This is a genomic window from Streptomyces cyslabdanicus (genome assembly GCF_052663305.1).
Genome location: NZ_JBQRUW010000083.1, coordinates 1 through 26,252, shown reverse-complemented (window position 1 = coordinate 26,252; position 26,252 = coordinate 1). Strand labels below are relative to the sequence as shown.

General features: G+C 72.0%; 23 protein-coding genes and 1 tRNA gene. 11 read left to right on the top strand and 13 right to left on the bottom strand.

The window, feature by feature from the left end:
• The first annotated feature begins 235 nt into the window (after positions 1–235).
• Positions 236–736, top strand: coding sequence for a GNAT family N-acetyltransferase (locus ACTYVM_RS36620; RefSeq protein WP_445530060.1), 501 nt, complete (start codon positions 236–238; stop codon positions 734–736).
• Between the two features lie 52 nt (positions 737–788).
• Here the strand turns inward: ACTYVM_RS36620 and ACTYVM_RS36615 are convergent, their stop codons facing one another.
• Positions 789–2,780, bottom strand: coding sequence for an MDR family MFS transporter (locus ACTYVM_RS36615; protein WP_445530062.1), 1,992 nt, complete (start codon positions 2,778–2,780; stop codon positions 789–791).
• A gap of 844 nt (positions 2,781–3,624) precedes the next feature.
• On the opposite strand from ACTYVM_RS36615, the gene ACTYVM_RS36610 reads away from it, so the two are divergent.
• On the top strand, positions 3,625–5,187 hold the full coding sequence (locus ACTYVM_RS36610) for a peptidoglycan-binding domain-containing protein (RefSeq protein WP_445530059.1): 1,563 nt from the start codon (positions 3,625–3,627) through the stop codon (positions 5,185–5,187).
• Positions 5,188–5,212: 25 nt separating this feature from the next.
• Here ACTYVM_RS36610 and ACTYVM_RS36605 read toward each other — a convergent pair whose 3' ends face one another.
• Together ACTYVM_RS36605 and ACTYVM_RS36600 are read right to left on the bottom strand one after the other, a co-directional pair.
• The gene (locus tag ACTYVM_RS36605) at positions 5,213–5,872 is read right to left on the bottom strand and encodes an HAD-IA family hydrolase (protein WP_445530058.1); all 660 of its coding nucleotides are present in this window, start codon (positions 5,870–5,872) and stop codon (positions 5,213–5,215) included.
• Positions 5,873–6,071: 199 nt separating this feature from the next.
• Positions 6,072–6,650 carry a TMEM165/GDT1 family protein gene (locus ACTYVM_RS36600; RefSeq protein ID WP_445530057.1) on the bottom strand — a complete coding sequence of 193 codons (579 nt, stop codon included), beginning with the start codon at positions 6,648–6,650 and terminating at the stop codon, positions 6,072–6,074.
• Positions 6,651–7,088: 438 nt separating this feature from the next.
• On the opposite strand from ACTYVM_RS36600, the gene ACTYVM_RS36595 reads away from it, so the two are divergent.
• On the top strand, positions 7,089–7,742 hold the full coding sequence (locus ACTYVM_RS36595; RefSeq protein ID WP_445530056.1) for an HNH endonuclease family protein: 654 nt from the start codon (positions 7,089–7,091) through the stop codon (positions 7,740–7,742).
• 281 nt (positions 7,743–8,023) lie between these two features.
• A complete protein-coding gene (locus ACTYVM_RS36590; protein ID WP_445530061.1) occupies positions 8,024–8,602 on the top strand; it encodes a DedA family protein in 579 nt (192 codons plus the stop codon).
• A gap of 141 nt (positions 8,603–8,743) precedes the next feature.
• Here the strand turns inward: ACTYVM_RS36590 and ACTYVM_RS36585 are convergent, their stop codons facing one another.
• On the bottom strand, positions 8,744–8,974 hold the full coding sequence (locus ACTYVM_RS36585) for a DUF2277 domain-containing protein (protein WP_445530055.1): 231 nt from the start codon (positions 8,972–8,974) through the stop codon (positions 8,744–8,746).
• 285 nt (positions 8,975–9,259) lie between these two features.
• On the opposite strand from ACTYVM_RS36585, the gene ACTYVM_RS36580 reads away from it, so the two are divergent.
• The 5 genes from ACTYVM_RS36580 to ACTYVM_RS36560 all read left to right on the top strand — a co-directional run bounded on the left by ACTYVM_RS36580 (position 9,260) and on the right by ACTYVM_RS36560 (position 12,656).
• Complete coding sequence (locus ACTYVM_RS36580; RefSeq protein WP_445530054.1) at positions 9,260–9,622, top strand: DUF8825 domain-containing protein; 363 nt, start codon at positions 9,260–9,262, stop codon at positions 9,620–9,622.
• A 96-nt stretch (positions 9,623–9,718) separates the two neighbouring features.
• Positions 9,719–9,790, top strand: a tRNA-Val gene (locus ACTYVM_RS36575).
• A 208-nt stretch (positions 9,791–9,998) separates the two neighbouring features.
• Positions 9,999–10,769, top strand: a complete 771-nt coding sequence (locus tag ACTYVM_RS36570) for a DUF4097 family beta strand repeat-containing protein (RefSeq protein ID WP_445530053.1) — start codon at positions 9,999–10,001, stop codon at positions 10,767–10,769.
• Positions 10,770–10,843: 74 nt separating this feature from the next.
• A complete protein-coding gene (locus ACTYVM_RS36565) occupies positions 10,844–12,262 on the top strand; it encodes a hypothetical protein (protein ID WP_445530052.1) in 1,419 nt (472 codons plus the stop codon).
• Positions 12,263–12,434: 172 nt separating this feature from the next.
• Complete coding sequence (locus ACTYVM_RS36560) at positions 12,435–12,656, top strand: FmdB family zinc ribbon protein (protein WP_100567009.1); 222 nt, start codon at positions 12,435–12,437, stop codon at positions 12,654–12,656.
• Between the two features lie 5 nt (positions 12,657–12,661).
• Here the strand turns inward: ACTYVM_RS36560 and ACTYVM_RS36555 are convergent, their stop codons facing one another.
• The 3 genes from ACTYVM_RS36555 to ACTYVM_RS36545 are packed head-to-tail and all read right to left on the bottom strand — an operon-like array spanning position 12,662 to position 17,515.
• On the bottom strand, positions 12,662–13,474 hold the full coding sequence (locus ACTYVM_RS36555) for an HAD family hydrolase (protein WP_445530051.1): 813 nt from the start codon (positions 13,472–13,474) through the stop codon (positions 12,662–12,664).
• Positions 13,474–16,299, bottom strand: coding sequence for a phosphoribosyltransferase (locus ACTYVM_RS36550; protein WP_445530050.1), 2,826 nt, complete (start codon positions 16,297–16,299; stop codon positions 13,474–13,476). Before ACTYVM_RS36550 ends, ACTYVM_RS36555 begins: the two co-directional genes overlap by 1 nt.
• Before the next feature lie 37 nt (positions 16,300–16,336).
• Positions 16,337–17,515, bottom strand: coding sequence for an HpcH/HpaI aldolase/citrate lyase family protein (locus tag ACTYVM_RS36545; protein WP_445530049.1), 1,179 nt, complete (start codon positions 17,513–17,515; stop codon positions 16,337–16,339).
• A 197-nt stretch (positions 17,516–17,712) separates the two neighbouring features.
• Between ACTYVM_RS36545 and ACTYVM_RS36540 the strand changes: the two genes are divergently transcribed.
• On the top strand, positions 17,713–18,498 hold the full coding sequence (locus ACTYVM_RS36540) for a TerD family protein (RefSeq protein ID WP_445530048.1): 786 nt from the start codon (positions 17,713–17,715) through the stop codon (positions 18,496–18,498).
• Positions 18,499–18,563: 65 nt separating this feature from the next.
• Here the strand turns inward: ACTYVM_RS36540 and ACTYVM_RS36535 are convergent, their stop codons facing one another.
• The 6 genes from ACTYVM_RS36535 to ACTYVM_RS36510 form a co-directional block, all read right to left on the bottom strand.
• Positions 18,564–19,301, bottom strand: a complete 738-nt coding sequence (locus ACTYVM_RS36535) for a TerD family protein (RefSeq protein WP_445530047.1) — start codon at positions 19,299–19,301, stop codon at positions 18,564–18,566.
• 120 nt (positions 19,302–19,421) lie between these two features.
• Entirely contained in the window at positions 19,422–20,570 is a 1,149-nt protein-coding gene (locus tag ACTYVM_RS36530; protein ID WP_445530046.1) for a DUF475 domain-containing protein, read from the bottom strand.
• Positions 20,571–20,621: 51 nt separating this feature from the next.
• A complete protein-coding gene (locus ACTYVM_RS36525) occupies positions 20,622–21,200 on the bottom strand; it encodes a TerD family protein (protein ID WP_445530045.1) in 579 nt (192 codons plus the stop codon).
• A gap of 114 nt (positions 21,201–21,314) precedes the next feature.
• Complete coding sequence (locus tag ACTYVM_RS36520; protein WP_400025454.1) at positions 21,315–21,890, bottom strand: TerD family protein; 576 nt, start codon at positions 21,888–21,890, stop codon at positions 21,315–21,317.
• 136 nt (positions 21,891–22,026) lie between these two features.
• The gene (locus ACTYVM_RS36515; protein WP_400025452.1) at positions 22,027–22,485 is read right to left on the bottom strand and encodes a peroxiredoxin; all 459 of its coding nucleotides are present in this window, start codon (positions 22,483–22,485) and stop codon (positions 22,027–22,029) included.
• A 118-nt stretch (positions 22,486–22,603) separates the two neighbouring features.
• A complete protein-coding gene (locus ACTYVM_RS36510; RefSeq protein WP_445530044.1) occupies positions 22,604–23,041 on the bottom strand; it encodes a DUF3052 domain-containing protein in 438 nt (145 codons plus the stop codon).
• A 423-nt stretch (positions 23,042–23,464) separates the two neighbouring features.
• On the opposite strand from ACTYVM_RS36510, the gene aceE reads away from it, so the two are divergent.
• Complete coding sequence (gene aceE, locus ACTYVM_RS36505) at positions 23,465–26,212, top strand: pyruvate dehydrogenase (acetyl-transferring), homodimeric type (RefSeq protein WP_445530043.1); 2,748 nt, start codon at positions 23,465–23,467, stop codon at positions 26,210–26,212.
• The last annotated feature ends 40 nt before the right edge of the window (positions 26,213–26,252 follow it).

Here is a 26,252-nt window from a genome sequence, read left to right as displayed (position 1 = left end):
GGGGGAGTGCCGGGCCCTGGCCCTCGTACTGGATGTACTTGGGTCAGGGCCCGGTGCGGCGAGTGGGGGTCCCCCCTGCTCGAAGAGCTTGGGGGAGCGTGCATGGCGTCGCGAGGCAGACGGGAGTTTGACGACAGGGCCTAGGGCCAGGCGACGTCTGCCCCGCCGCGGCACTGGTAGTGCCGACCGGTACGCGCTTTAACCGGTTGTGCCCGGCGCCCTCCGCGTCCCCACAATGTCGGTTGTGACATGGACCATCGCCCCGGAACCCTTCGACTCCCCTGCGGCCGCCCAGCTGTGGCGCGCGTACTACACGGAGGTCAGCGACCGCTGGTACCTGCTGTACGAGGGGCACCGCACCGACCCCGACGAGCTGGAGCGGGAGATCGCCGCCCGCACCGGCGCCGAACTCGCCCCGCCCACGGGACAGTTGCTGCTCGCCCGGTACGACGGCACCCCGGCCGGCACCGCGGGCGTACGGCTGCTGGACGCGGAGCGGGCCGAACTCACCCGGGTGTTCCTGTGCGAGGGGGTGCGGGGCAAGGGCGGCGCCGCCCGCCTGGTCACCGCGGCCGAGGACGCCGCCCGCGCGCTCGGCGCCCGGCGGATGATCCTGGACACCCGCAGCGACCTCGTGGAGGCCCGCGCCCTGTACGCCCGGCTCGGCTACCAGGAGACCGACCGGCACAACGACGACCCGTACGCGGAGCACTGGTTCGGCAAAACCCTCGCCTGAGGACCGGGCCAGACGGGTCGCTCAGTCGGGTCGCTCAGGGCAGACGGGTCGTTCACGGCAGACGGGGCACCGAGCGCCCGTCGTGCGGCCGTTCGGAGTCGGACCCGCACAGCTCCCCCGTCAACTCCTTCACGAGTTGCCCGAGGTCCGTCGGCCGGTCCGGCCCCCACCAGTCGCCGAGCAGCCCGGCGAGCGACTCCTCCCGGGCGTGCGCCAGACGCTCGGCGGCCTCCAGGCCCGCCTCGGTCAGGACGAGGTCCACACCGCGGCGCTCACCCAGATGCCGCTCCTCGACCTGGCGGGTGGCCCCGATGATCACGCCCAGCGGGACGCTGCTGCGCTCGGCCAGCAGGGCGGGCTCCGCCCAGCCGTACTTCCTCGTCCGCAGCACCAGCCAGCTCGCCGCGGGGTCGAGGTCGTAGCCCGCCCGCACGGTGATCTCCCGGTAGATCTCGCGCCGCCCCTCGCGGGTGCCCAGCACGGACAGCGCCCGGCACACCTCGTCGTAGGAGGACCGCTCGACGGGGTTCGTCGCGTACGTCTCCGAGACGTCGGGGGCCGTGACCGAGCCGCGCAGCCGGTCCTCCTTCAGGAACCAGGCCAGCACGAAGCCGAGGAGGGCGACGGGAGCGGCGTAGAGGAAGACGTCGGTGATCGCGGACGCGTACGCGTGCAGCGCTCCCGGGCGCAGCGCGGCCGGCAGGGCCGCGATGCCGCGCGGATCGGACTTCAGCGTGCTCGCCGACACCCCTGGCGGCAGTGGCACGCCGGTGAAGGCGGCGGCCAGTTTCTCGCCGAGGCGGCCGGCGAAGACCGTGCCGAAGATGGCCACGCCGAAGGAGGCGCCGATGGAGCGGAAGAAGGTGGCGCCGGAGGTGGCGACGCCCAGGTCCGCGTAGCTGACGGCGTTCTGCACGATCAGGACGAGCACCTGCATGACCAGGCCGAGTCCCACGCCGAAGACGAGGAAGCAGACGCTCATCACGGCCGTCGAGCTGTGCTCGTCGAGCTGGTGCAGCAGGAGCAGGCCGATCGCGGTGACGCCGGTGCCCACGACGGGGAACACCTTCCAGCGGCCGGTGCGGCTGACGATCTGCCCGGAACCGGTGGAGGCCGACAGCATGCCCACCACCATCGGCAGCATGTGCACACCGGACAGCGTCGGCGAGATGCCCCGCACGACCTGGAGGAACGTCGGCAGGTAGGTCATGGCGCCGAACATGGCGAAGCCGACGATGAAGCTGATGACCGCCGAGAGGGAGAACGTGCGGATGCGGAACAGCTTCAGCGGCAGCACCGGCTCGGCCGCCCTCCGCTCCACGGCCAGGAAGACGAGGACGAGCCCGACGCCCACCACCGCCAGGCCGATGATCTGCGGCGAACCCCAGCCCCAGGTGGTGCCGCCGAGCGAGGCGACCAGCACCAGGCAGGTGGCGACCGAGGCGATGAGGAAGGTGCCGAGGTAGTCGATGACGTGCCGCTGCGACCGGTGCGGGGTGCGCAGGGCGGCCGCGATCACGGCGAGGGCGACCACGCCGAGGGGCAGGTTGACGTAGAACACCCAGCGCCAGCTCAGGTGCTGGGTGAACAGCCCGCCGAGCAGCGGCCCGAGCACGCTGGTCGTGCCGAACACCGCGCCGAACAGGCCCTGGTAGCGGCCGCGTTCGCGGGGTGCGACGACATCGCCGACGATCGCCGTCGACAACACCATCAGCCCGCCGCCGCCCAGGCCCTGCAAGGCCCGGAACCCGATCAGCTCGGGCATGTTCCGCGCCATGCCGCACAGCGCGGAACCGACCAGGAAGATCACGATCGCGGTCTGGAAGAGCTTCTTGCGCCCGTACTGGTCGCCGAGCTTGCCCCACAGTGGAGTCGCGGCGGTCGACGCCAGCAGATACGCCGTGACCACCCAGGACAGGTGCTCCAGGCCGCCGAGGTCGCTGACGATGGTGGGCAGCGCGGTCGCCACGATGGTCTGGTCGAGCGCGGCCAGCAGCATGCCGAGGAGCAGCGCCCCGATCGAGACGAGAACGTTGCCCTGCACCGGCACGGGCGGAGCGGCGGGGTCGGCGGGCGGAGCGGCCGGGTCGCCGGGCGAGGGCGGCGGGGTCCCGGGTGGGGGCGGCGGGGCCTGCGGGGGCTGTGGGGGCCTCGGCGGCTGCGGCGAGGGCGGGAACGGCGAGGTCTGGGGGGACTGCGAGGTCTGCGGGCGTTGCGGGGGCCGCGGAGGTTGCGGGGGCCGCGGGGGTTGCGGGGGCCGCTCGGGCCGCGACGACTGCTCGGGCTGCGGCGGCCGCGGGGGCCGCATGGGCTCCGGGGACGCGGGCATGGCCGACGACGGCCGGTCGTCGACCGGGACGTCGTCCGGGACGTCGCCCGTCGTCCCGGTCATGCCGGTCCTGCCGTGCCCATCGCCGGCCATGGAGTCCTCCCGACGCTCTCGTGACATCTCCCATCGTCATCGGTGTGTCCGGTTATGGCCTGTTGAGTCCTTCCGGACGCCGCCATTCCGGGGGCCCTTCAGGGAGAAGGTGTGGGGAGGATCTGCATAATCCTTGGAGTTCGCCATGGGAGGGGACCGACGCGTGGAAGAGCGGAAGGGGCACGTCTGCCCCGAATGCGGGGTGCCCGGGGGCACGGACAACACCCCGTCCTGCGCCTGCGGAAGCCGGGCGTCCGACGCTCTCCGCGACGCCCGAACGGCCGAGGCCGCGGCGGCGGAGGACTTCACTCCACTGCGGATACGGCCGTACGTGGACATCGGGGAGACGTCGGCACCCGGGAGCGCGGCGGCGGGGGATTCCTCGGCAGGGAGTGCCCCGGCGGGCGGCGCCCCGTCGGGAGGCAGCCCGGCAGGGGACGGCGTCCCGGCGCAGGACGGTGGAGTCGTGGGGACCGGCGGGGTCGCCGGGGCGAACGAAGCCGCTGAGGCCGCCGGCGCAGCCTCTGGAGTCAACGGGGCCGCCGAAGCCGCCCGGGCCGCAGCAGCCACTGGGGCAGCCGGAGCCGCCACGGCCACCAACGTCGGCGGGACCCACGGATCCACCCGGACCCCCGGAGCCGCCGGGGCCGGCGGAACCACCGCGACCAGCGGGACCCCCGGCACCGCGGCCGCCGGAGCGACCGCCGGCGGCGCGACCCCCGCAGCCACCCCGACCGCACCCGCCACCGGAACCACCACCGCCGGCGGGGAGGAGCTACGGCCCCCCTCCCCCGCGGAGTCCACGATGGCACTGCGGGCCCTCCCGCCGGAGGCCACGCCGTCGCTACGGGGCGCCCCCGCCGAGTCCTCGACGGAACGGCAGGACACCCCCACCCAGCCCACGCAGACGCAGACGCAGCACGGCACCCCCACCCAGCCCCCGCCGGCGCAGCACGGCACCCCCGCCGAGTCCCCGCCGGCGCAGCACGGCACCCCCGCCGAGTCCCCGCCGGCGCAGCACGGCACCCCCGCCGAGTCCCCGCCGGCGCAGCACGGCACCCCCGCCGAGTCCCCGCCGGCGCAGCACGGCACCCCCGCCGAGTCCCCGCCGGCGCAGCACGGCACCCCCGCCGAGTCCCCGCCGGCGCAGCACGGCACCCCCGCCGAGTCCCCGCCGGCGCAGCACGGCACCCCCGCCGAGTCCACGATGGCGCTGCGCGCCATTCCCGCACAGCCGCCGACCCGGACCACCCCACCCGGCCTGTTCGCGCCGCCGTCGGGTGAACCGAGCGCGGCCGACGTGAGCCTGTTCGACGCGGCGACGGAGCCGGACCCGGCTACCGCCCCCGGGTCGGCCGCCGGCGCCGAAGGTCCCGGGCGCCCCGAGGGCCCGGCGGGCGGCCGGCACCGCGGCAGGCGGGCCCGCCCCGTCGTCCTGCTCGCCGCGTGCGCGGTCGTGGTCACGATCGTGGTGGGGGCCGGGTTCGCGAGCGGGCTGTTCTCCTACCAGTCGCCGGAACGGGACCACGCCTCCCGTCAGGTACGGGAGAGCGTGCCGGACGCACGGGTGGAGACACCCACGGCGTCCGCGCCGACGGACGCCGCACCGTCGTACGCGCCGTCGGCCCCGGCGACGGCGAGCGAGTCGCCGTCGCCCGACGCGAACACCTCGCCGTCGGCGTCGGAGACGGCGGAGCCGTCGGCGTCCGGATCGCAGGCGGAGAACGCCCCCGGCCCGAGTTCGGCGCCGCCCGGGCCGACGAAGACCGCGACGACCATGCGCACCGGCGCACCGGCGGCCCCCGCCCCGGTGCTGCGCATCGGCGACCAGGGCTCCGAGGTGACCGAACTCCAGCTGAGGCTCGGCCAGTTGTCCCTCTTTCCGGGGAAGGCGAACGGCGACTTCAACCGCCGGCTGGAGAAGTCCGTGCGCGCGTACCAGTGGGCCCGCGGCATCCGCGCCGACGAACCCGGGGTGTACGGACCGGCGACGAGGGCGAGTCTGGAGTCGGAGACGACGGCGCCCTGAGCCGGGGAGCGTCCCGGCGCGGCCACTACCCCATGTGCAGCCGGACGCTCCCGTCGCCCACGGCCTCGACCCGCACCCGGGTCAGGTCGGGCACGACCGCGTCCGGCTGGTGGAACCCGGCCCGCGGGCCGACGCCGACCACCCGCATGCCCGCGGCGCGGCCCGCCGCGATCCCCGCTCCGGAGTCCTCGAAGACGACGCAGTCGGCGGGCGCGACGCCCAGTTCGGCGGCACCCTTCAGAAAGCCCTCGGGGTCGGGCTTGCTCGCCCCGACGGACTCGGCGGTGACGCGCACGTCGGGCAGGGGCAGGCCGGCGGCGGCCATCCGGGCCGTGGACAGGGCCACGTCGGCCGAGGTCACGAGCGCGTGCGGCACCTCGCGCAGCCCTGCGAGGAACTCCGCGGCCCCGGGGACCGGGATCACGCCGTCCATGTCCGAGGTCTCCTCGGCGAGCATGCGCGCGTTCTCGGCGAGGTTGCGCTCCACGGGCCGGTCCGGCAGCAGCAGCGCCATCGAGGCGTGCCCCTGACGACCGTGGACGACCTTCATCACCTCGTCACCGTCCAGCCCGTGGCGGTCGGCCCAGCGACGCCAGATCCGCTCGACGACGGCGTCGGAATTGACGAGGGTGCCGTCCATGTCCAGCAGGAGGGCGCGGGCGGTGAACACGGCGGTGGCCGTCATCGATGACTCCAAGACACGGCGAAGGGGGCATGGGACCACGCCTCCCCGAAGAAACAAGGCGGCCCCGTCCACCGGTCAGGGGAAGCGGACGGGAGCCACTTTGTTTCCCCACGGTACAAAACATCCCGGCATCCCGCCACCACACCTCCGTCACCGAAACGGGCGGGCGGGCGGGTAGGAAACGCAGGGGCACCGCCCGCTACGCCACCGCCTCCCACAGGCTCCACGCCCCCAGCCCCGCCATCAACAACGCCGCCACCTTCGTGATCAACGCCAGCGGCACCCGCCGCATCAACGCCTTGCCCCCCACGATCCCGAGCCCCGCCACCGCCCAGAGCGCCAGCACCGCCCCCAGCCCCACCGACAGCGGATCGTCGTAACGGGCGGCGAGGTTCGCCGTCATGATCTGCGTGAGGTCACCGAACTCCGCGACCAGGATGAGCATGAACCCCGTCCCCGCGACCTTCCAGAAGGACTGGTCCTCGGGCCGCCGGACCTCTTCCTCGCCGTCGTCCCTCTTCAGCAGCAGCATGGCCGCGCCCCCGAGGAACAGCACGCCGGTCAGCGCGTGCACGATCCGCTGCGGCAGAAGCGTCAGCACACTGCCGGCCGCCACGGCCAGCACGACGTGCAGCAGAAACGCGGCGGCGACGCCGGCGAAGACGTACGAGGCCCGGTAACGCGTACCGAGGACGAGCCCCGCGAGCGCCGTCTTGTCCGGCAGCTCCGCGAGGAAGACGACGCCGAAGACGAGCGCCAGGACGCTGAAGGTGATCACTGTTCCTCAATCGGTCGGGGCCACCCCGCCGAGAGTGCTGCGACTGATGCGACAAGACGCCTCGGCAGGGCAGCACACGGGTCCACCCCTGCCGTAGGGCACGGGCGTGCACTGCTCACCGAAGGTCTCGCTGGCCGGCCTCGCTCACGAGGCCCGCCTCCGGGCGCCGGCTCAGCCGAGCTGAGCAGTATGTCGACGGTCCGGCGAAGAGCTACTCCCCTTCCGCGCCGCCCATCGTACGCGACCGCCGGCGCGACCCGGCCGGCGCCGAGATCCACATCACAGCGAGCAGCGAGTCCCGTCGCACCCCTTGCCGTGTCATGCACACGTCACTAACTTCTCACCGCACACTCACCTGCTCGCAACGCTGCGCGGCGAGCATTCCCTCGCCTCCCCCCCACTCACCCCCAACGCCCCACACCCCCCAAGGGAGTTCGCATGTCCCGCAGGTTCAAGCTCTACGCGCGTCAACGACTCAGCATAGTCGCGGCGATCACCGGACTCATCGCCGCCATAGGCCTGTTGAACGGCCCGGCCGCCTCCGCGGCCCTCCCCACCCCGGTCACCGCCGCCACCGCGCGCACCTACCTCGCCTCGCTCACCGTCGCGACGCCGAACCACACCGGCTACGACCGCAACCTCTTCCCGCACTGGATCACCATCAGCGGCAAGTGCGACACCCGCAAGACGGTCCTCATGCGGGACGGCTCGAACGTCGTCACCGACGCCAACTGCGCCGCCACCAGCGGCAACTGGACCTCCGCGTACGACGGCGTCACCACCACCGTCTCCTCCAGCTTCGACATCGACCACCTCGTCCCGCTCTCCGAGGCCTGGGACTCCGGCGCGAGCAAGTGGACCACCGCCCAGCGCCAGGCGTTCGCCAACGACCTGACCCGCCCTCAGCTGATCGCGGTGTCGGCCAGCTCCAACCGGTCCAAGGGCGACAAGGACCCGGCGCAGTGGATGCCGACCCAGACGTCGTACCGCTGCACCTACGTCCGCGCCTGGGTGCAGGTGAAGTACTACTACAACCTCTCCGTCGACACGGCCGAGAAGACCGCGCTCCAGAACTACCTCGCCGCCTGCTGATCCCCCGGGCCCTCCCCACCGTCCTCAGTCGCCCCGTACGCCCCGTACGGGGCGACTGAGGACGACCGGACCGACGCGGGCCTCGATAACCGCATGAGCCCCCGATGAAACTTCTGTCACACTTCCGGCGTACGCTGTATGGCTGTGCACAGGCCGCTCCTGCCGCTCCCGCGCGACACCGCGGCACGGTCCGCGGTCCACGGGGGTGACGGGGGGAGTTCTCGGTGCTGGAGAGTGTGGCGAGGGTGGGGGCACTCACCGGCACTCCATGGATCTACGTCATGGTGGCCGCGTCCGTGTTGCTGGACGTGTTCCTGCCCGTGCTGCCCAGCGGCGTGCTGATAGTGACGGCCGCCACGGCGGCGGCCGCGGGCACCGGCGCGGCGACCGGGCGCGTCCCGCAGAACGTGCCCGACATCCTGGCCCTGACCCTGTGCGCGGCGACGGCGTCCGTACTGGGCGACCTCGTCGCCTACCGCCTGGCCCGGCACGGCGGCGAGCGCCTGGACCGCGCGATCTCCCGCTCCCGGCGGCTGAGCAAGGCGCAGGAACGGCTCGGCGTGGCCCTGTCCCGCGGCGGCGGCGCGCTGGTGGTCCTCGCCCGCTTCGCCCCGGCCGGCCGCTCGGTGGTCTCCTTCAGCGCCGGCGCGACCCACCGCCGGGTCCGCGAGTTCCTGCCCTGGTCCGCGCTGGCCGGCCTGTCCTGGGCCACCTACAGCGTGGCCCTCGGCTACTTCGGCACCCGCTGGCTGGGCGCCGCCTGGCTGGCGACCGGCGTGTCGGTGGCGGCGCTCTTCGCGGCGGGCGCGGGAGCGGCGTACCTGATGCGGCGGCCACCGAAGCCGGCGGAGGCGTCGTAGGAGAGCCCGCCGGCAGACACCACAGCCGCCGCTCACCTTCCCCCAACCGAGCCACCCGGGCGCCACCCGGCCTCCGCTCAGCCACCCGGCCGCCCGGCCACCTGTCCCCCGCCGCCCAGTCCCCCAGGCGCCGCCGGGCCGTCACCCGGTCCTGCGCGCCGCCTGCCCCCGCACTTCCAGCCCTGCCAGCAACTCCTGCGTGGCCTGCGCGATCACGTCGACCGCCCGGTCGAAGACCTCCTGGTTGTGCGCGGCCGGCGCCCGGAACCCCGAGACCTTCCGCACGAACTGCAACGCGGCCGCCCTGATCTCCTCCTCGGTCGCCTCCTCGGGCAGGACGGGCGGGCGCAGTGTCTTGATGCTCCGGCACATGCCCCCAGTGTCAGCACGCCCCGCACCCGCCGCGCAAGCACCCCGCCGTACCGCCCCGAGACGGTACGGCGGCCCGATCGCGGCGACCCGCACGCCACCGCGCGGGTGCGGCATGCCGCCGACGGTCCCCCCGGAACGGACCGTGCCCTGACCCCGACATCCGCCGTTGCTCCTCAAGAGCCCTGCTCCAAAGCCGCCCCGCCCCCGCCCCCGGAGCGAACTCGAACACATGAACCCCCCACAGTGCGCTCGCCCCCTAAAATCGAACAGGCGTAGCATTGCCCCGTGGCTACGCCCTATGACTTCCCGAGTGACCTCCTCGCCGGTCAGGAGGAGCTGCACCAGGTCCGGGCCGAGCTGGCGGCCCTGCTCAAGCGGCTGCCCTGGTCGGTCGTGCCGCTGGACGGGTTCAGCGACGACAGCGGCTGGCGCAAGGTGGAACGGCCGGCCTCACCGGGTTGGACGCCCGACGAGCAGGCCGCCGTCGAAAAGCTCCGCCGCCGCGAACACGAACTCGCGGTGTTCGTCACCACCCACCGCTACTGGTCGGATCTTCCCGGCCCGGACGGCATCACCGCCCGCAGCCACCTGAAACACACCCACGAGCCCCCGGACGACGAGGACGACCCTCCGCCCCCGGCCACCTGAACCGCACCCCGCTCCCGGGAGTGCCGTGGGACGGCTCGGGCCGGGCAACGGGTTTGCCGGGCAGCTCTCCCGGCAAGGTAGGCTGTCGACTCGTCCGGGTGCGTAGCTCAGGGGTAGAGCGCCTGCCTTACAAGCAGGATGTCGGCGGTTCGAAACCGTCCGCGCCCACCGATTGCAATGCAGTGCACGGCCAGGGCCCAGGTCCACGGGTGACACCCGGAGACCTGGGCCTTCGTCGTGTCAAGGGAGCCGGTGCTGCGGGGGTTTACCCCACCCCCCGTGCGGTAGCCCGCCGGATTCTCCGGGGGTGGTGGTTCTTTCTACGGTTCTCACAGAGCCGTGGGGGCTCGTCGTCCGTTGTCAGGGGGAGATCGTCATGTCCCGTTCCGCGTCCGCTCGTGTCGCCGCAGTCGCCGGTGTCGTCGTGGCTCTGGTCGCCACGGCCACGGCCTGCGGGGGCTCCGCCGAGGACGACACCAGCCCCGAGCGGCGCTCCTTCGCCCTGCACGGAAGCACCCTGACCGTCGACTCGGACGACTCGGCGCTGGAGATCGTCGCGGCCGGTTCGGCGAAGGCGGGGACCGTGGAGGTCACCCGCTGGTTCCGCGGGTCCGTACTGATCGGGGACGATCCGAGGGTGACCTGGTCCATGAAGGACGACCGGCTGGTCCTGCGGATGAAGTGCTCGGGGTTCGTAGCCGACTGCTCGGCGAAGCACCGGATCGAAGTGCCGCGCGGGATCGCCGTGCAGGTCGAGGACCGCGACGGCAGCGTGCGGGCGCGCGGGTTCCAGGACGCGCTCAGCATCCGTACCGGCGACGGGTCCGTGCACGTCACCGACTCGACCGGGCCCCTGGAGCTGCGCTCCGGCGACGGGTCCGTACGGGCGGAGGTCTCCTCGCGCCGGGTGCGGGCCACCACCGGCGACGGCTCGGTCCGCCTCGAGTTGGACGCCGTGCCGGACCGGGTGGAGGCCGGCTCCGGGGACGGCTCCATCAGCATGGTGCTGCCGCACGCCGCGTACCGGGTGACGACGAAGACCGACGACGGCTCGGTGGACGTCTCCGTGCCCCGGAACGACGCCAGCTCCCACGTGGTGTCCGCGACCACCGGCGACGGAAGGATCACAGTTCGTACGGTTGACTGACCGGCCCGTGTGTTCGTCCGCCGCGAATGGGAGAATGACCGCACGCATGGCGGACCACAGCACGGGAGAGGGACGTGACGGCGACACCGGCGACCCCCGCACAGCCGCATTCGCCGTATGCACGGCCCCGGCCTCGGAGCGCCTGTCCGGGCCCGGCGCGCAGCGCGCCCGCGCGTGACGTCCGTGACGTGCTCGTCCTGATGGGCCTGCCGGTGCTCGCCCTGCTCGCGCTGCCGGCCGCCTTCGCGGGCGGCGGCACCCGGCGCTGGTTCGGCGGTCGGGCCGAGACCCAGCGGGCCGAGGCGCAGGCCGCCAAGGACGCCGCCGCGGCCGCCTTCTACGAGCTGGACACCGCCCAGCGGGACCTGCGGATCTCGATCGAGACGATCACGGCCGTCGACGACTCCCCCGACGCCCGCCGCGCGATCGGTGAGTTCGAGGCGCTCGGCCGGCGTATCGACGAGGTCAGTCAGCGTTACATCCAGGCCGTCGACGCCCAGGACCTGGACCGCGACGACCTGGAGGCCTCCGTCGCCTCCCGGGCGCGCGTGGACCTGACCGCCGCCAAGGACGAACTGCTGGGCGTCAAACGGGAGCTGGACCGTTTCGGCAGTGGCCTCGGGCCGTTGCTCGGGAAGGCCGAGACCCAACTGGCCCGTGTGGCGCCCGCGGTGGAGCGCGCCCGGCAGGCCCTGAGTTCCGCCGCCGGCGCGCTGGACGACGCCCGCGGCTCCGGGCTCCGGGCGGACGACCTGGCCGCCCGGCTCGCGGCGCTCTCCCCCGAGCTGACCAGGCTCAACCAGGGCGCGGGGCAGCACGGCGTGCAGCCGACGCTGGAGCGCGCCGAGCGGGTGGCGCGGGAGGCGGAGGCGATCCGGGCGGAGGCGGTGCGGCTGCCGGAACAGGCCGCCGAGATCGATCACCGGCTGGTGTCGCTGCGCACCCGGGCGCAGGCGTTGAGTACGCGCGCCGGGCAGGTGGAGCCGGTGCTCAGCGAGCTGCGGCGGCGGTTCACGGCCGCCTGCTGGCAGGATCTGCAGCAGGTGCCGGATCAGGCCGCCGGGAATGTGCGGGAGGCGGAGGCGAAGCTCCGGGAGGCGCGGGCCGCGCGGGACGCCCAGCGCTGGCCGGAGGCGACCGCGCTGCTGTCGACGGTGCGGGCGCTGCTGAACACCACCGACGAGGCGGTGTCGGCCGCCGGGGACCGGCTGCGGCGGCTGAACGAGGTGCAGAAGGACCCGCAGGCGGAGATCGAGCGGACCCGGTTCGCGATCCGGGACGCGCAGCGGCTGGCGATGTCGGGCCGTACGACACCGGACCCGCGGCACGCCCGCCCGCTGGACGACTCGGTGGGCCGGCTGGAGCGGGCGGTGGCCACGCTGGAGGGCCGCCACCCCGACTACTGGCACTTCCTGACGGAGACCGAGGCGGTTCGGCAGACGGTGGCCGCTGTGGTGGCCGGGATCCGCGAGGAGCGGGGAGCCGGCCGCTGACGGCCCACTGCCCGCTGCCCGCTCGCCGGGGGGCACCAACCTGTTGTGCGGTGCCCCGCGCAGGAGCGGTGCCTCGGCGCGAGAGCGGTGCCCCCGCGCAGGAACCGGGCAGAAGTCCGGGACATGGGAACAGAAGGGTCGTGTGTCCGGTCACGCCCGTTAGTCTGAGCGTATGCCTCGCTACGAATACCGCTGCCGGAGCTGCGGCGACACCTTCGAACTGAGTCGTCCGATGGCGGAGTCGTCCGCCCCGGCGAGCTGCCCCGCCGGCCACGACGACACGGTCAAGCTGCTGTCCACGGTCGCGGTGGGCGGCTCGGCGGCCGCCCCGGCACCCGCGCCGCGATCGGGTTCGGGCGGCGGCGGGTGCTGCGGCGGAGGCTGCTGCGGCTGACGTTCCTACCGGGGCGCCCGGGCCGCCTCGAGGAACTCCCGCACGATCCGCTCCCCGGCGAGCACCCCGCGCTCGGGCAGGGCGGCGACACCGGGTGCCGTCCAGCCGGTGTCGGCCAGTTCACCGTGTCCGGGCCGCCAGCCGCGGTCCACGGCGTGCAGCAGGTCGGCGTCCAGCAGCGAGTCGCCGGCGCCGAGGACGAGGTCGGCGCCGGTGCGGCGGCCGACCTCGCGGACGGCGGCGCTCTTGGTCAGCGGCTTGGGTACGGCGTAGAGCTTGCGGCCCTGGAGGGAGACCGTCCAGCCGCGGTCGGCCGCCCACGCGGCCAGCTCCTCGACCCAGTCCTCGGGCAGCAGTGCGCGCTCCACCACGAGGTAGGCGAACAGGTCCTCGGCGGCGCGGTGCTTGTGCACCCAGGCCGGGTCGGCGGTGCGCAGCAGGTGCTCCTGGACCTGAGCGAGCGGCGCGCACTCGTCGGCCAGCCGCCCGACCACGTGCCGGTGCCAGTCGTCGTCCGGCAGGCCGTCCACCAGCAGGTGGCCGCCGTTGGCGCAGACGGCGTACGTCGAGGCCGGGCCCGGCAGGTTGACGCGCAGGTACTGCTCGCGGGTGCGGGTCGTGGCGGGCACGAACAGTGCGGTGCCGGCGAGTTCGGTGAGCAGGTGGGCGGCCGTCTCGGTCAGGTACGACAACGGCCTGCTCTCGTACACCTCCACGCACAGCAGCCTGGGCGCCCGCACGTCGGGCATGGTCAGTGCCAGGGCGGCGGAGGAGTAGATGAGCGTACGGTCGAGATCGCTCGCCACCAGGACCGGCATCAGTGGGTCACCGCCCTGCCGTCGGCGCCGGTCGCGCCGCGCGTGTACCGGGGGTGGATCAACCCCACGCAGCTGTACGGCAGTTCGTCGATCTCCTCGATGGGGACCCCGCGCTGTTCGGCCAGCAGCCGTACGTGGTCCAGGTCGGCGCCGGCGCCGGCCCGCGCCAGGATCCGCCACGGCACCCGGCGCAGCAGCACGCGGGTGGTCTCGCCGACGCCGGGCTTGACCAGGTTGACGTCGTGGATGCCGTACTCCTCGCTGATGCGCTCGACGGCCGCCCAGCCCTCCCAGGTGGGGGTGCGCTCGGTGGACAGGAGTTCCTTGGCGGCCAACTCGACGCCGTCCGCGACCTCGGGGAAGTACTGGGAGACGGCGTCGAGGAAGACGTTCGACACGTCGGCGCCGGCCAGTTCGCGGTAGAACTTCGCGCCGTGGAAGTCGTGCGGGCCGACCAGGTCCGCGCGCAGCACGGTCCGCGAGATCAGCCCGGACACGGTGGAGTTGAGGCAGGCGGAGGGTATGAGGAAGTCCTCCCGGGTGCCGTAGGTCCGTACGCACGAGCCGGGGTCGGCCAGCACCGCGATCTCCGGGTCGAACCCGGTGACGCCTTCGCGCTCCTCGAACGTCCTGACCGCCTGGGCCAGTTCGCGGGTGATGGCGCCCTTGCCGGTCCAGCCGTCGACGAAGACGACGTCGCGGGGGTCGTGGTGGGCGGCGAGCCAGCGCAGCGCGTTGGTGTCGATGCCGCGGCCGCGCACGATGGACACGGCGTAGTGCGGCAGGTCCCGGCCGTGCCGGAACCGGGCCCAGCGGCGCATCAGTACGCCGACGGGGGTGCCGGCGCGGGCGAGTGAGACGAGCACGGGGCCGGAGCCGGTGCCGGGACCGGAGCCGGGGTTGTCCTCCGGCCCGGCGGGGTTCCTCCGGCGCAGGGGGAGTTCGGCGAGGATCGTCTCGGTGACCACGCCGACGGCCTGGGCGATGCGCGCGGCGGAGGCCGTCAGGGCGGCGTGGAACAGCTCCTGGTACTGCTCGCTGGGCTGGTACTCGACCGGCAGCGACTCGGCGTAGTGGGCGCCGCCGCTCTGGATCGCCTCTTCGCGCTCCTCCGTGGGTGCCTCCAGCGTCGCGTCCGAGAGGTCCTGGAGCAGCCAGCCGACCTCGTCGGGCGCGTACGAGGAGAAGGCGGGGCCGCGCAGTGGCTCGGGCAGCATCGGGGGCCTTTCGGGGGCGTGCGGGGGCACGGGGAGGTACGAGGGCACGACCGCGAGCAGGACGTGCGGGGTGTGCGCGGCGAGCCGGGCCAGCAGGCCGGTGGGCGCGTGCAGTTCGGGGGTGTCGGCGGCGGAGTCGACGACGGCGACCACGGCGTCGAAGCCGCCGCCCGCCACGTTGTAGGCGTAGCGCTCGCCGGGGCCGTCGGCCGGGTCGTCGTGCGCCGGGAAGACCAGCCGGGTGCGGATCGCGTACCCGGGGTCGTCCACGGCCAGGACGGGCGAGCGGGTGGTGGTGGAGTACCGCACCTCGGCGTCCACGACCTGCTCCACCTCCCGGGCCAGTCGCAGCGGCGCGTACATCAGCTCCTCGCAGCCGAGGACCAGTACCCGCCGCGCACCCCGGGGCAGCGCCTCGGCGATCCGGGCGGCCATGGCGGGCAGCGCCCGCTCCAGCCGGTCCCGGTGCACCGGCGTGAATCCGTGCCGTCCCCCGTCGGGAACCCCTCGCGGCCACCGCAACTCGACCCGCCGGACCCGCCCCGAACCCCGCCGGCCCGGCACGACGGACGCCCCGCGGTACACGGCCCCCACCACCCCGCGCCCGGCCGCGACCCCGCAGGGCTCCGCGGAGGCGGCCGAGGCCCCCGCACCGGCCACCGACTCCGATCCGTCGGGCACACCCACCGAGTCCGACCGGGAAAACTCCGGCCCGCACTCCGGCGACGCGGGCGGGATCGACCCCTCCGGGTCCCCGTACGCGACCGATTCCGGCCCGCCGGACGCCGCCGGCCCCCCACCGGGCCACCCTGCCGGGCCCTGCCCGGCGGGGGTGGTGCGGGCCGGTTCGGTCCGGGTCGGCTCCGGCTCCGGCTCCGTCTGCTGGGCTGCTTCGTGGCGGGCGACGAGTTCCTGGCCCCTGGCCAGGACGTCCGCGGGGAGGCGGACCGTGCCGGAGGCGGTGGTCACCAGGGACACCTCGGCGTCGATCCGGTCGGCGAACCGCCGCAGGCGGTCCGCGTCGGACGGGGCCCGCATGTCGACCAGCGCGACCACGACGTACCGCTTGCGCGGGTAGCGGGCGTGCAGGGCCTGAAGGGTGTTCAGGACCGTGTTGCCGGTGGAGAACTCGTCGTCCACCAGGACCAGCGGGCCGTCGGAGGCCAGCAGGGCGGGGTCCTCGGGCAGCAGGAGGTGGGAGGTGGCGTGCGAGTGGGACTCCTCGAAGCCGCCGGCCGTGGCGATGCCGGGGACCGGGCGGCGCGTGGAGTGCAGGTACGGTGCGGTGCCCAGGCCGTCCGCGACCGCGTGGCCGAGGCCCGTCGCGGTCTCCGCGTAGCCGAGGACGACCGCGCGGCCGGACCGCTCCGCGCCCAGCTGGTCCCGTACCCGGCGGCCCAGGGCGAACCCGTGGCCGTACACCACCGAGGGGGACTGCGGCACGTGCTTGCCGAGCACGTTGGACACGAGCAGGTGCGCCCGCTTGGGGTTGCGCCGCAGCGCGAGCCCCAGCAGGTCCGTCAGCCCGTCGTCGCCGACGAGTTCGACGCCGAGTCGCTCGGCGACCCAGGTGCCGGACCAGAGCCCGTCGTTCACTGGCTTGTTCATGCCTTCCTTGTGTGCCCTCGGCGGTGATGCGGTGCGGTCAGTCGAGGACCGCGGCAGCCAACAGTTCCACGAAGCCGACGTCCTCCCGCGCGACGCCGAAGACCTCGGCGCGCAGCAGGGTCCGCTGGGCCCAGGCGCGGTGCGGCTTCACCTCGTTCATCTTGTTCGTGTACGTCGACCTCAGCACGCCCCCGCCGCCGCGCTCGGGCCGCAGGATGTCCGCCGCGTCGCTGAACTCCTCGTGGCTGACCACCGACAGCGCGTGCACGGGCAGGACGTGGGAGGGGTGGATGCAGGTCTTGCCGAGCAGCCCGTTGGCGTGGTCCAGGGAGATCTCCCGCAGCAGCCCGTCCATCGCGTGCTCGATCAGCTTCTCGCGCAGCTCGACCGCCTGCACCTCCATGAAGGGGCTCTGCCGCAGCTGTGGTTTGAACATGCGCTCCTGCATCCGGAAGTACTCCCAGACCGGCCCGGTCACCGTGAACCCGGTGCCGTCGGCCCGGCCCAGCATGTTCACCACGTCGGCGATCACGGAGGCGACGACCTGGAGGTCGTAGGCCGTCATGTCGGGGGCCCTGCGCAGCCCGTAGGAGGAGCAGAAGTCCGTCACCCCGAGGCGCAGCGCGAGTACCCGGTCGCGGTGCTTGTCGACGGCGCGGAAGATCCCCTCCAGGGTCTCCACCCGTGACTCGCGGTAGAGCAGTTCGGGCGATTCGAGGACCGGCATGGCGAACAGCCGCCGTCCGCCGGCCGTCTCGGCGGTCTCGACTGCCTCCAGGAACGGGATGCCCCGCTCCGCGGTGAACTTCGGCAGCACGAACCCGGACAGCAGCCGCACGGCGGGCCCCAGACGCCGTACCAGGTCGGGGATCTGCTCGGGGGTGCGGACCCGGATGAACAGCAGCGGAAGCTCCGCGGAGCCGGGTGCCTGCGGGAGCGCTGCCAGTTCGGCGAACTGCGCGACGAGGTTCTCCTCGCCGTGTTCCACCTCGGCGTCGTCGATCGAGTCCTCCAGGCACAGCACCATCGAGACCACGCCACGGGCCGCCTGCTTGACGATGTCGCCGGCGAGCCGCGGCCGGGTGGCCGGGCTGTAGAGGGTGGCGCCCAGGGCCGCGGAGAGCGTCCGGGCCGGGGAGTCGGCGGTGAACTCGCACGGCTCCCGGTGGAAGAGACGCTGCCGTGCCTCGGCGGCGAGGTGCCCGAAATGACGCATGAAGCTCCCCCCGTGGCGCGTCGAGCGGCCTGCGAAGACTGGTAAAAGGTGGCCGGTAATAGTACGTACGAATCCATGTCCGAGGTTCCCGCGGGGCATGAATTTCAGGTGACCCGGCCGTGTCCACGCCCCGTGCCCGGTGGCCGTGGCCACGCCCCGCGTTGTCGTGACCAGGACGGAGAAGGCAGGATGGCCGCATGACGCACGCGATGCTGAAGGGGTCGAACGTCCCGCTGGACGCCACCACGGTGCGGGCGGTGGTGCGTTGGACTCCCGGGCAGGGGGTCCCGGACGTCGACGCCTCGGCGCTGATCCTGGGTCCCGGCGGCCGTGTGCGCTCCGACGAGGACTTCGTCTTCTACAACCAGCCGCGGCATCCGTCCGGGAAGGTCTGGCGGCTGGGCAAGAAGCGGGTCGCCGACGGTCTGGCGGACACGGTCCAGACGGACCTGGCCGGGCTCGAACCGGATGTGACCCGGATCCTGCTGGTCGCCTCGGCGGACGGCGTCGCCTTCGACGTCGTACAGGGGCTGCGCATCCTGCTGTACGACGCGACGGCCGCCGGTGAGGAACCGTTGGCCTACTTCGACATCACCCCGGAGACCGGCCAGGAGACGGCGCTGATCTGCGGTGAGCTGTACCGGCGCGGCGGGGGCTGGAAGTTCCGCGCGCTCGGCGAGGGCTATTCGAACGGTCTGAAGGGCCTCGCCACGGACTTCGGCATCTCGGTGGACGAGTCGGAGGAGGCGCAGGCCGTGCAGGGCGGCGCTCCGGCCGCGCAGCCGCTGCCGCCGGAGCAGCCCGTCGCGGTGCCGTCGGCGGCCCAGCCGGCGTACGGGTATCCGCAGCCGGCGTACGGCTACCCGCAGCAGCAGGTGGCGGCCCCGGCCGCGTCGGGATACGGCTACCCCCAGCCGGTGGCGGCCGCGCCCGACCCGGAGTTCCGGCTGCCGCCGCAGGGACCGCAGTTCATCGGGCGGTAGGGCGGTACGGCGGACAGGGCCGAGCGGCGGTACGGCAGAGGGAGCCGGCCGAGGGGCGGCTCGCGCTACCGGTCCGCCTTGGACTTGTAGCCCCTGCCCCACTGGAGGCCCCAGCCGTACAGGCGGTCCAGTTCCGACTGGAAGCCGTAGACGAACTTGACCTCGCGGCGGACGACCAGTTCGCCCTTGACGTTCTCGATCAGGACCACCGCGCACGAACGCGCCTGCGGATGGCGTTCGTCGAGACCGATCTCGATGCGCGGGCCGTTGCTCGGGTACATCGTGACGATCGCGTGGGTGCGGTCGAAGGCGGGTGTCTGGTCGTAGATGTAGACGAAGACCAGCAGCCGTTTGATCTCGTCCCGGTGGTCGAGGTTGATGTACATGGTCTCGCCGGACCCGGAGCCGAACCGGTCGTCGCCGCTGAGTTTGACGTACGGCGGCGCGTTCACGTCGCCGAGGAAGCCGCCGAGGGGCTGTACGACGCCCTTGGTGCCGTCGGACAGCTCGTACATGCAGCCGAGGTCGAGGTCGACGTTGACCATGCTCTGACTGTGCCCGAGCACCTCCGGCGGCTTGAGCGCCTTGAAGGGGTGCCGCAGCAGGCTCTGCCGGCGCGGACCGCCGAAGTCCGAGGTGCGCATCCGCCAGGTCAGGTTGACGCGCAGATGCCCGGTGGCCGCGCCCTGCTTGGTCAGCGACACATGGTGGTGCCGTTTGGTCAGCTCGATCGCGTTGGTCGAGGCGCTGCCCGAGTCGAAGTCGGCCGCGCGTCCTCCCAGCAGACCGTCGAAGAAGCCCATGTTCCTTTCCGCCCCCAGTTCACCCACCGGACCCACGCGTCGGGGCGGCCCCGAAGGACCGGTTCGACCCGGTCCTCGTCGGCCGCCCCGCACAAGAGCGTTCCCTCACCCTCAGGGGTGTCACACCCCTGAGGAGACCTCGCTCTGCGCGTCCGCCCCCGCGGCGTTCGTCTCGGCCGCCGCCAGGGCGCGGTTGCGGCGCACCGAGGACCAGAAGGAGGCGGCGATCAGGACCACGCCGACCAGGCCGGTGATCACCTCGTTGATCTGGTACCGGATGGTGACCATGAGGATCACGGCCAGCGCGCCGATCGCGTAGTGCGCGCCGTGCTCCAGGTAGACGTAGTCGTCGAGGGTGCCCTGGCGGACCAGGTAGACCGTGAGCGAGCGGACGTACATGGCGCCGATGCCGAGGCCGAGGGCCATCAGGACGATGTCGTTGGTGATGGCGAAGGCGCCGATCACGCCGTCGAAGGAGAAGGACGCGTCGAGCACCTCGAGGTAGAGGAACATGAAGAACGCGGCCTTGCCGGCCAGGACGATGGCCGAGCGCTTCCTGCCGGTGCGCGCGTCCTCTTCCTCCTCCTCGTGCTCGCGTTCCTCCTCTGCCTCCAGCTTGTCCTCGAAGTAGCCGGACAGGCCGCCGACGACCATGTACGTGATCAGACCGGCGATGCCGGCGATCAGCACCGTCTGCGCCTTGTCGACGTGCGCGCCGCCGTGCTGGTGGGCGTGGGTGGCGAAGGTGAAGGAGGTGATGAGCAGCACGGCCAGGGCGATGCAGACCGACAGCATGTCGATCCTGCCGAGCTTGGCGAGCGGCCGCTCGATCCAGCGCAGCCACTTGATGTCCCGGTCCTCGAAGATGAAGTCCAGGAAGATCATCAGCAGGAACATGCCACCGAACGCGGCGATCGCCGGGTGGGCGTCCGTGACCAGTTGCTGGTAGCGGTCCTTGTTGTTGAGCGCGAGGTCGACGGCCTGGACCGGGCCCAGCTTGGCGCTGATCGCGACGATCACGACGGGGAAGAGCAGCCGCATGCCGAAGACCGCGATGAGCACGCCGACCGTGAGGAAGATCTTCTGCCAGAAGGCGTTCATCTTCTTCAGGATTCCGGCGTTGACGACCGCGTTGTCGAAGGACAGCGAGATCTCGAGGATGGACAGGATCGCCACGATCCCGAAGGCGGTCCACCCCCCGTACAAGACCGCCGCGGCCAGGCCGACCGCGGTCACCGCGAACGACCAGCCGAAGGTTTTCACGAGCACTGGCTACCCCATCCGTATCCGGTACGGGTCTCCCCCGTGCCGCACGTGGCTTTACGAAACGTTGACCCCGAAGTCTAGGGCGATACCGCGCAGCCCCGACGCGTACCCCTGGCCCACGGCGCGGAACTTCCATTCGCCGTGGTAGCGGTAGAGCTCGCCGAAGATCATGGCGGTTTCGGTGCTGGCGTCCTCGCTCAGGTCGTAGCGGGCGAGTTCGGTGCCGTCGGCCTGGTTGACGACGCGGATGAAGGCGTCCGAGACCTGGCCGAAGGTCTGGCCGCGCTCGTCGGCCATGTGGATGGAGACCGGGAAGACGATCTTCTCGCACTGCGGCGGCACCCTGGTGAGGTCCACCAGGATCGTCTCGTCGTCGCCCTCGCCCTCACCGGTGAGGTTGTCGCCGGTGTGCTCCACCGAACCGTCCGGGCTCGTGAGCTGGTTGTAGAACACGAACCACTCGTCGCCCAGCACCCGGTTGGCGCCGGTGCACAGCAGCGCGCTGGCGTCGAGGTCGAAGGGCGCTCCGGTGGTGGAGCGTTCCTCCCAGCCGAGTCCGACCATGACGTTGGTCAGGTTCGGTGCGGCCTTGGAGAGGGAGACGTTGCCTCCCTTGGCGAGCGTGACGCCCATGATGCTGGTCCTCCCCGAGGTGGTGCCTGTGTGGTTGTCCTGCGCGTCCGGCGCCGCGCTGAAACGCGCGACGCCGGACGGTCGGGATGGGTGCTGAGCCGTGCGGGCCCGGGCTCAGACGTTCACGCCGAAGTCCTGCGCGATGCCGCGCAGGCCCGAGGCGTAGCCCTGGCCGATGGCGCGGAACTTCCACTCCGCGCCGTTGCGGTACAGCTCGCCGAAGACCATGGCCGTCTCGGTGGAGGCGTCCTCGCTCAGGTCGTACCGCGCGATCTCCTGGCCGCCGGCCTGGTTCACCACGCGGATGTACGCGTTGCGCACCTGTCCGAAGGACTGCTGGCGGTTCTCGGCGTCGTAGATCGAGACCGGGAAGACGATCTTGTCGACGTCGCCCGGGACGCCGGCGAGGTTGACCTTGATCGTCTCGTCGTCGCCCTCGCCCTCACCGGTGAGGTTGTCACCGGTGTGCTCCACCGAGCCGTCCGGGCTCTTGAGGTTGTTGAAGAAGACGAAGTGCTGGTCGCTGGCCACCTTGCCGGAGTTGTTCAGCAGCAGCGCGCTGGCGTCGAGGTCGAAGTCGCTGCCGGTCGTGGTGCGGGCGTCCCAGCCCAGGCCGACGAGGACCGCGGTCAGGCCCGGGGCCTCCTTCGTCAGCGATACGTTGCCGCCCTTGCTGAGGCTGACTCCCACGAGTCCTCCATTGGTTTCCGGGGGCGGGGAGCCCCGTCGTGCATCGGATATGGGATCAACGACTCGATCCTAGTGACGGGTTCCCGCGCCACGCAGGCCCTGGAGCCGAAGAATCACCGGTGTCGGGGGCACCGGATCACAGGGTGTCGAGCGCCTTCACGTAGTCGTTCAGGTCGCGCGCGTCCGGCAGGCCGTTGACCACGGTCCAACGCACGACGCCCTCCTTGTCGATGATGAAGGTGCCGCGCACCGCGCAGCCCTTCCCCTCGTCGAAGACGCCGTAGGCGCGCGAAGTGTTGCCGTGCGGCCAGAAATCGCTCAGCAGCGGGTACTCCAGGTCCTCCTGCTCGGCGAAGACGCGCAGGGTGTGGATGGAGTCGTTGGAGACGGCGAGCAGCTGGGTGTCGTCGTTGACGAACTTCGGCAGGTTGTCGCGCAGGGCGCACAGCTCGCCGGTGCACACGCCGGTGAAGGCGAACGGGTAGAAGAGCAGCACCACGTTCTTCTCGCCGCGGAAGTCGGACAGCTTCACGGTCCGGCCGTGGTTGTCCTTGAGCTCGAAGTCGGGGGCCTTGTCGCCGACCTGGATCGCCATCGTCGTGCTTCCCTTCGGTGGGACTGTTCGGGTGATACCACCCTACGCAGTGATCACCGCAGGCCCACGGACGGGCCGACACGAGTCGGCCCGTCCGTCGTCCGGGGACGAGGTGGAGCTACTTCTTGGACTTGGCCGCCTTGGGGGTCGCGAGCCGGCTGCCGCTCCATTCCTTGCCGACGCTGACGCTCTTGCTCGCCGACAGACCCGCCGTGGTCGCGGCTTCCGAGATGTCGCTCGGCTCCACGTAGCCGGAACGGCCCGTCTTCGGCGTGAGGAGAAGGATCGCGCCACCCTCTTCGATGTACGTGGTGGCGTCCACCAGCGAATCCGTCAGGTCGCCGTCGTCGTCGCGGAACCACAGCACCACGGCGTCGGCCACGTCGTCGTACTCCTCGTCCACGAGTTCGCTGCCGGTCGCTTCCTCGATGGCCTCGCGGAGGTCCTGGTCGACGTCGTCGTCGTAGCCGATCTCCTGGACCACCTGCCCGGGCTGGAATCCCAGCCTGGCGGCCGGGTTAGTCCGCTCCTCCGCGTGGTCCGCGGTCGCGCTCACGGGTTGCCTCCTGATGATGTTGCGATTTAGGTCTTCAGCCACGCGCGTGCGCGAAGCATTGGCCGTAGTCCACACGGGCGGGCCGGATCGCGCAAGTACCCGGCGGTCCAGACCGCCGAAACGGTGACGATCCTGGCTGTGTCGCCGCAACTCCTGACACGGTATCGCGATCAGCGGTGACACACACCACACCGTTCTGTCTGGTCCGCCCGGTTCGCGTGTTTGGGGGCACGCGTCCGGGCAGGGGATGCCGTAAAGGACCCCAGGGTTACCCCGCGGTAGAGATGACGTGCGGCTTGCGCGAGGTACACGATGGGGAACGGTGCAGGCACAGGCAGACAAACCTACAGGAACCCTGGAATCCAGCAGAACGAACCCAGACACGTCCCAGATATGTCAGTCCTCTGACAGGTAAGGAACAGCGTGGCTTCCGGATCCGATCGAAACCCGATCATCATTGGCGGCCTCCCGAGTCAGGTTCCTGACTTCGATCCCGAGGAGACCCAGGAGTGGCTCGACTCGCTCGACGCGGCGGTCGACGAGCGGGGCCGGGAGCGGGCCCGCTACCTCATGCTCCGCCTGATCGAGCGCGCCCGCGAGAGGCGCGTGGCCGTGCCCGAGATGCGCAGCACGGACTACGTCAACACGATCCCCACCAAGAGCGAGCCGTTCTTCCCCGGCAACGAGGAGATCGAGCGCAGGATCCTCAACGCCACGCGCTGGAACGCCGCGGTGATGGTATCCCGCGCCCAGCGGCCGGGCGTCGGCGTCGGCGGCCACATCGCCACCTTCGCCTCCTCCGCCTCCCTCTACGACGTCGGCTTCAACCACTTCTTCCGCGGAAAGGACGACGGGAGGGGCGGTGACCAGGTGTTCTTCCAGGGGCACGCCTCGCCGGGCATCTACGCGCGCGCGTACCTGCTGGACCGGCTCACCGAACAGCACCTGGACGGCTTCCGCCAGGAGAAGTCCAAGGCGCCGTACGGCCTGTCCAGCTATCCGCACCCGCGCTCGATGCCGGACTTCTGGGAGTTCCCGACGGTCTCCATGGGCCTCGGCCCGATCGGCGCGATCTTCCAGGCCCGGATGAACCGGTACATGCACGCGCGCGGGATCGCGGACACCTCCGACTCGCACGTGTGGGCCTTCCTGGGCGATGGCGAGATGGACGAGCCGGAGTCGCTCGGCCAGCTGTCCATCGCCGCCCGTGAGGGCCTGGACAACCTGACCTTCGTGGTCAACTGCAACCTCCAGCGCCTGGACGGCCCGGTGCGGGGCAACGGCAAGATCATCCAGGAGCTGGAGTCGGTCTTCCGCGGCGCCGGCTGGAACGTGATCAAGCTCATCTGGGACCGCACCTGGGACCCGCTGCTGGCGCAGGACCGCGACGGCGTGCTGGTCAACAAGATGAACACCACGCCGGACGGCCAGTTCCAGACCTACGCCACCGAGTCCGGCGCGTACATCCGCGAGCACTTCTTCGGTGACGACCACCGGCTGCGCAAGATGGTCGAGAACATGACCGACCAGCAGATCCTGCACCTGGGCCGCGGCGGTCACGACCACCGCAAGATCTACGCGGCGTACAAGGCGGCGCTGGAGCACAAGGGCCAGCCGACGGTCATCCTGGCCAAGACGGTCAAGGGCTGGACCCTCGGCCCCAACTTCGAGGGCCGCAACGCCACCCATCAGATGAAGAAGCTGACGGTCGACGACCTCAAGCACTTCCGCGACCGCCTGCACCTGCCGATCTCCGACCGGGAGCTGGAGTCCGGCCCGCCGCCGTACTACCACCCGGGCCGGGACACCGAGGAGATCCAGTACATGCACGACCGCCGCAAGGGCTGCGGCGGCTACGTGCCGACCCGGATCGTGCGCTCCAAGCCGCTCCGGCTGCCGGGCGACCGGACGTACGCGTCCGTGAAGAAGGGCTCGGGCCAGCAGTCCATCGCGACCACCATGGCCTTCGTCCGGCTGCTGAAGGACCTCATGCGGGACAAGGAGATCGGCAGGCGGTTCGTGCTGATCGCGCCGGACGAGTACCGCACGTTCGGCATGGACTCGTTCTTCCCGAGCGCGAAGATCTACAACCCGCTGGGCCAGCAGTACGAGTCCGTCGACCGCGACCTGCTGCTCGCCTACAAGGAGTCGCCGACCGGGCAGATGCTGCACGACGGCATCTCCGAGGCGGGCTGCACGGCCTCGGCGATCGCGGCGGGCTCGGCGTACGCCACGCACGGCGAGCCGCTGATCCCGGTGTACGTCTTCTACTCGATGTTCGGTTTCCAGCGCACCGGCGACCAGTTCTGGCAGATGGCCGACCAGTTGGCGCGCGGTTTCGTCCTGGGCGCGACGGCCGGCCGTACGACCCTGACCGGTGAGGGTCTCCAGCACGCCGACGGCCACTCCCAGCTGCTGGCCTCCACCAACCCGGCGTGCGTGGCCTACGACCCGGCCTACGGGTACGAGATCGCGCACATCGTGCAGGACGGCCTGCGCCGCATGTACGGCGGCGACGAGCGGCATCCGCACGGCGAGGACGTCTTCTACTACCTCACCGTCTACAACGAGCCGATCCAGCAGCCGGCCGAGCCCGCGGACGTGGACGTGGAGGGCATCCTCAAGGGCCTGCACCGGCTCGACGAGGGCACGGCGGGCGCCATCCCGGCGCAGATCATGGCGTCGGGCGTGGCGGTCCCGTGGGCCCTTCAGGCGCAGCGGATCCTCGCCGAGGAGTGGAACGTCAGGGCCGGTGTCTGGTCGGCGACCTCCTGGAACGAGCTGCGGCGCGAGGCCGTGGCGTGCGAGGAGTACAACCTGCTGCACCCGGAGGAGGAGCAGCGGGTGCCGTGGCTGACGCGGAGGCTGAGCGCGGCCGAGGGGCCGTTCGTGGCCGTCTCCGACTGGATGCGCTCGGTGCCGGACCAGATCGCGCGGTGGGTGCCGGGGCCGTACCAGTCGCTGGGCGCCGACGGCTTCGGCTTCGCCGACACCCGCGGGGCGGCCCGGCGGTTCTTCCACATCGACGCCCAGTCGATCGTGCTGGCGGTGCTGACGGAGCTGGCCCGCGAGGGCAGGGTCGACCGGTCGGTGCTGAAGCAGGCCCTGGACCGCTACCGGCTCCTGGAGGTTCCGGCGGCGGCCCCGGGCACGGCGGGCGGCGACGCCTAGAGCGGGCAACGGGCGACGAGAAAGGGGCGGGTGGCGGGGC

What these genes read in the sequence shown, in the direction of transcription:
- ACTYVM_RS36620 (WP_445530060.1), top strand. Translation starts at nt 236, where the DNA reads ATGTCGGTTGTGACATGGACCATCGCCCCGGAACCCTTCGACTCCCCT.
- ACTYVM_RS36605 (WP_445530058.1), bottom strand. Translation starts at nt 5,872, where the DNA reads ATGACGGCCACCGCCGTGTTCACCGCCCGCGCCCTCCTGCTGGACATG.
- ACTYVM_RS36595 (WP_445530056.1), top strand. Translation starts at nt 7,089, where the DNA reads ATGTCCCGCAGGTTCAAGCTCTACGCGCGTCAACGACTCAGCATAGTC.
- ACTYVM_RS36590 (WP_445530061.1), top strand. Translation starts at nt 8,024, where the DNA reads ATGGTGGCCGCGTCCGTGTTGCTGGACGTGTTCCTGCCCGTGCTGCCC.
- ACTYVM_RS36585 (WP_445530055.1), bottom strand. Translation starts at nt 8,974, where the DNA reads ATGTGCCGGAGCATCAAGACACTGCGCCCGCCCGTCCTGCCCGAGGAG.
- ACTYVM_RS36570 (WP_445530053.1), top strand. Translation starts at nt 9,999, where the DNA reads ATGTCCCGTTCCGCGTCCGCTCGTGTCGCCGCAGTCGCCGGTGTCGTC.
- ACTYVM_RS36560 (WP_100567009.1), top strand. Translation starts at nt 12,435, where the DNA reads ATGCCTCGCTACGAATACCGCTGCCGGAGCTGCGGCGACACCTTCGAA.
- ACTYVM_RS36555 (WP_445530051.1), bottom strand. Translation starts at nt 13,474, where the DNA reads ATGCCGGTCCTGGTGGCGAGCGATCTCGACCGTACGCTCATCTACTCC.
- ACTYVM_RS36550 (WP_445530050.1), bottom strand. Translation starts at nt 16,299, where the DNA reads ATGAACAAGCCAGTGAACGACGGGCTCTGGTCCGGCACCTGGGTCGCC.
- ACTYVM_RS36545 (WP_445530049.1), bottom strand. Translation starts at nt 17,515, where the DNA reads ATGCGTCATTTCGGGCACCTCGCCGCCGAGGCACGGCAGCGTCTCTTC.
- ACTYVM_RS36540 (WP_445530048.1), top strand. Translation starts at nt 17,713, where the DNA reads ATGACGCACGCGATGCTGAAGGGGTCGAACGTCCCGCTGGACGCCACC.
- ACTYVM_RS36535 (WP_445530047.1), bottom strand. Translation starts at nt 19,301, where the DNA reads ATGGGCTTCTTCGACGGTCTGCTGGGAGGACGCGCGGCCGACTTCGAC.
- ACTYVM_RS36525 (WP_445530045.1), bottom strand. Translation starts at nt 21,200, where the DNA reads ATGGGCGTCACGCTCGCCAAGGGAGGCAACGTCTCCCTCTCCAAGGCC.
- ACTYVM_RS36515 (WP_400025452.1), bottom strand. Translation starts at nt 22,485, where the DNA reads ATGGCGATCCAGGTCGGCGACAAGGCCCCCGACTTCGAGCTCAAGGAC.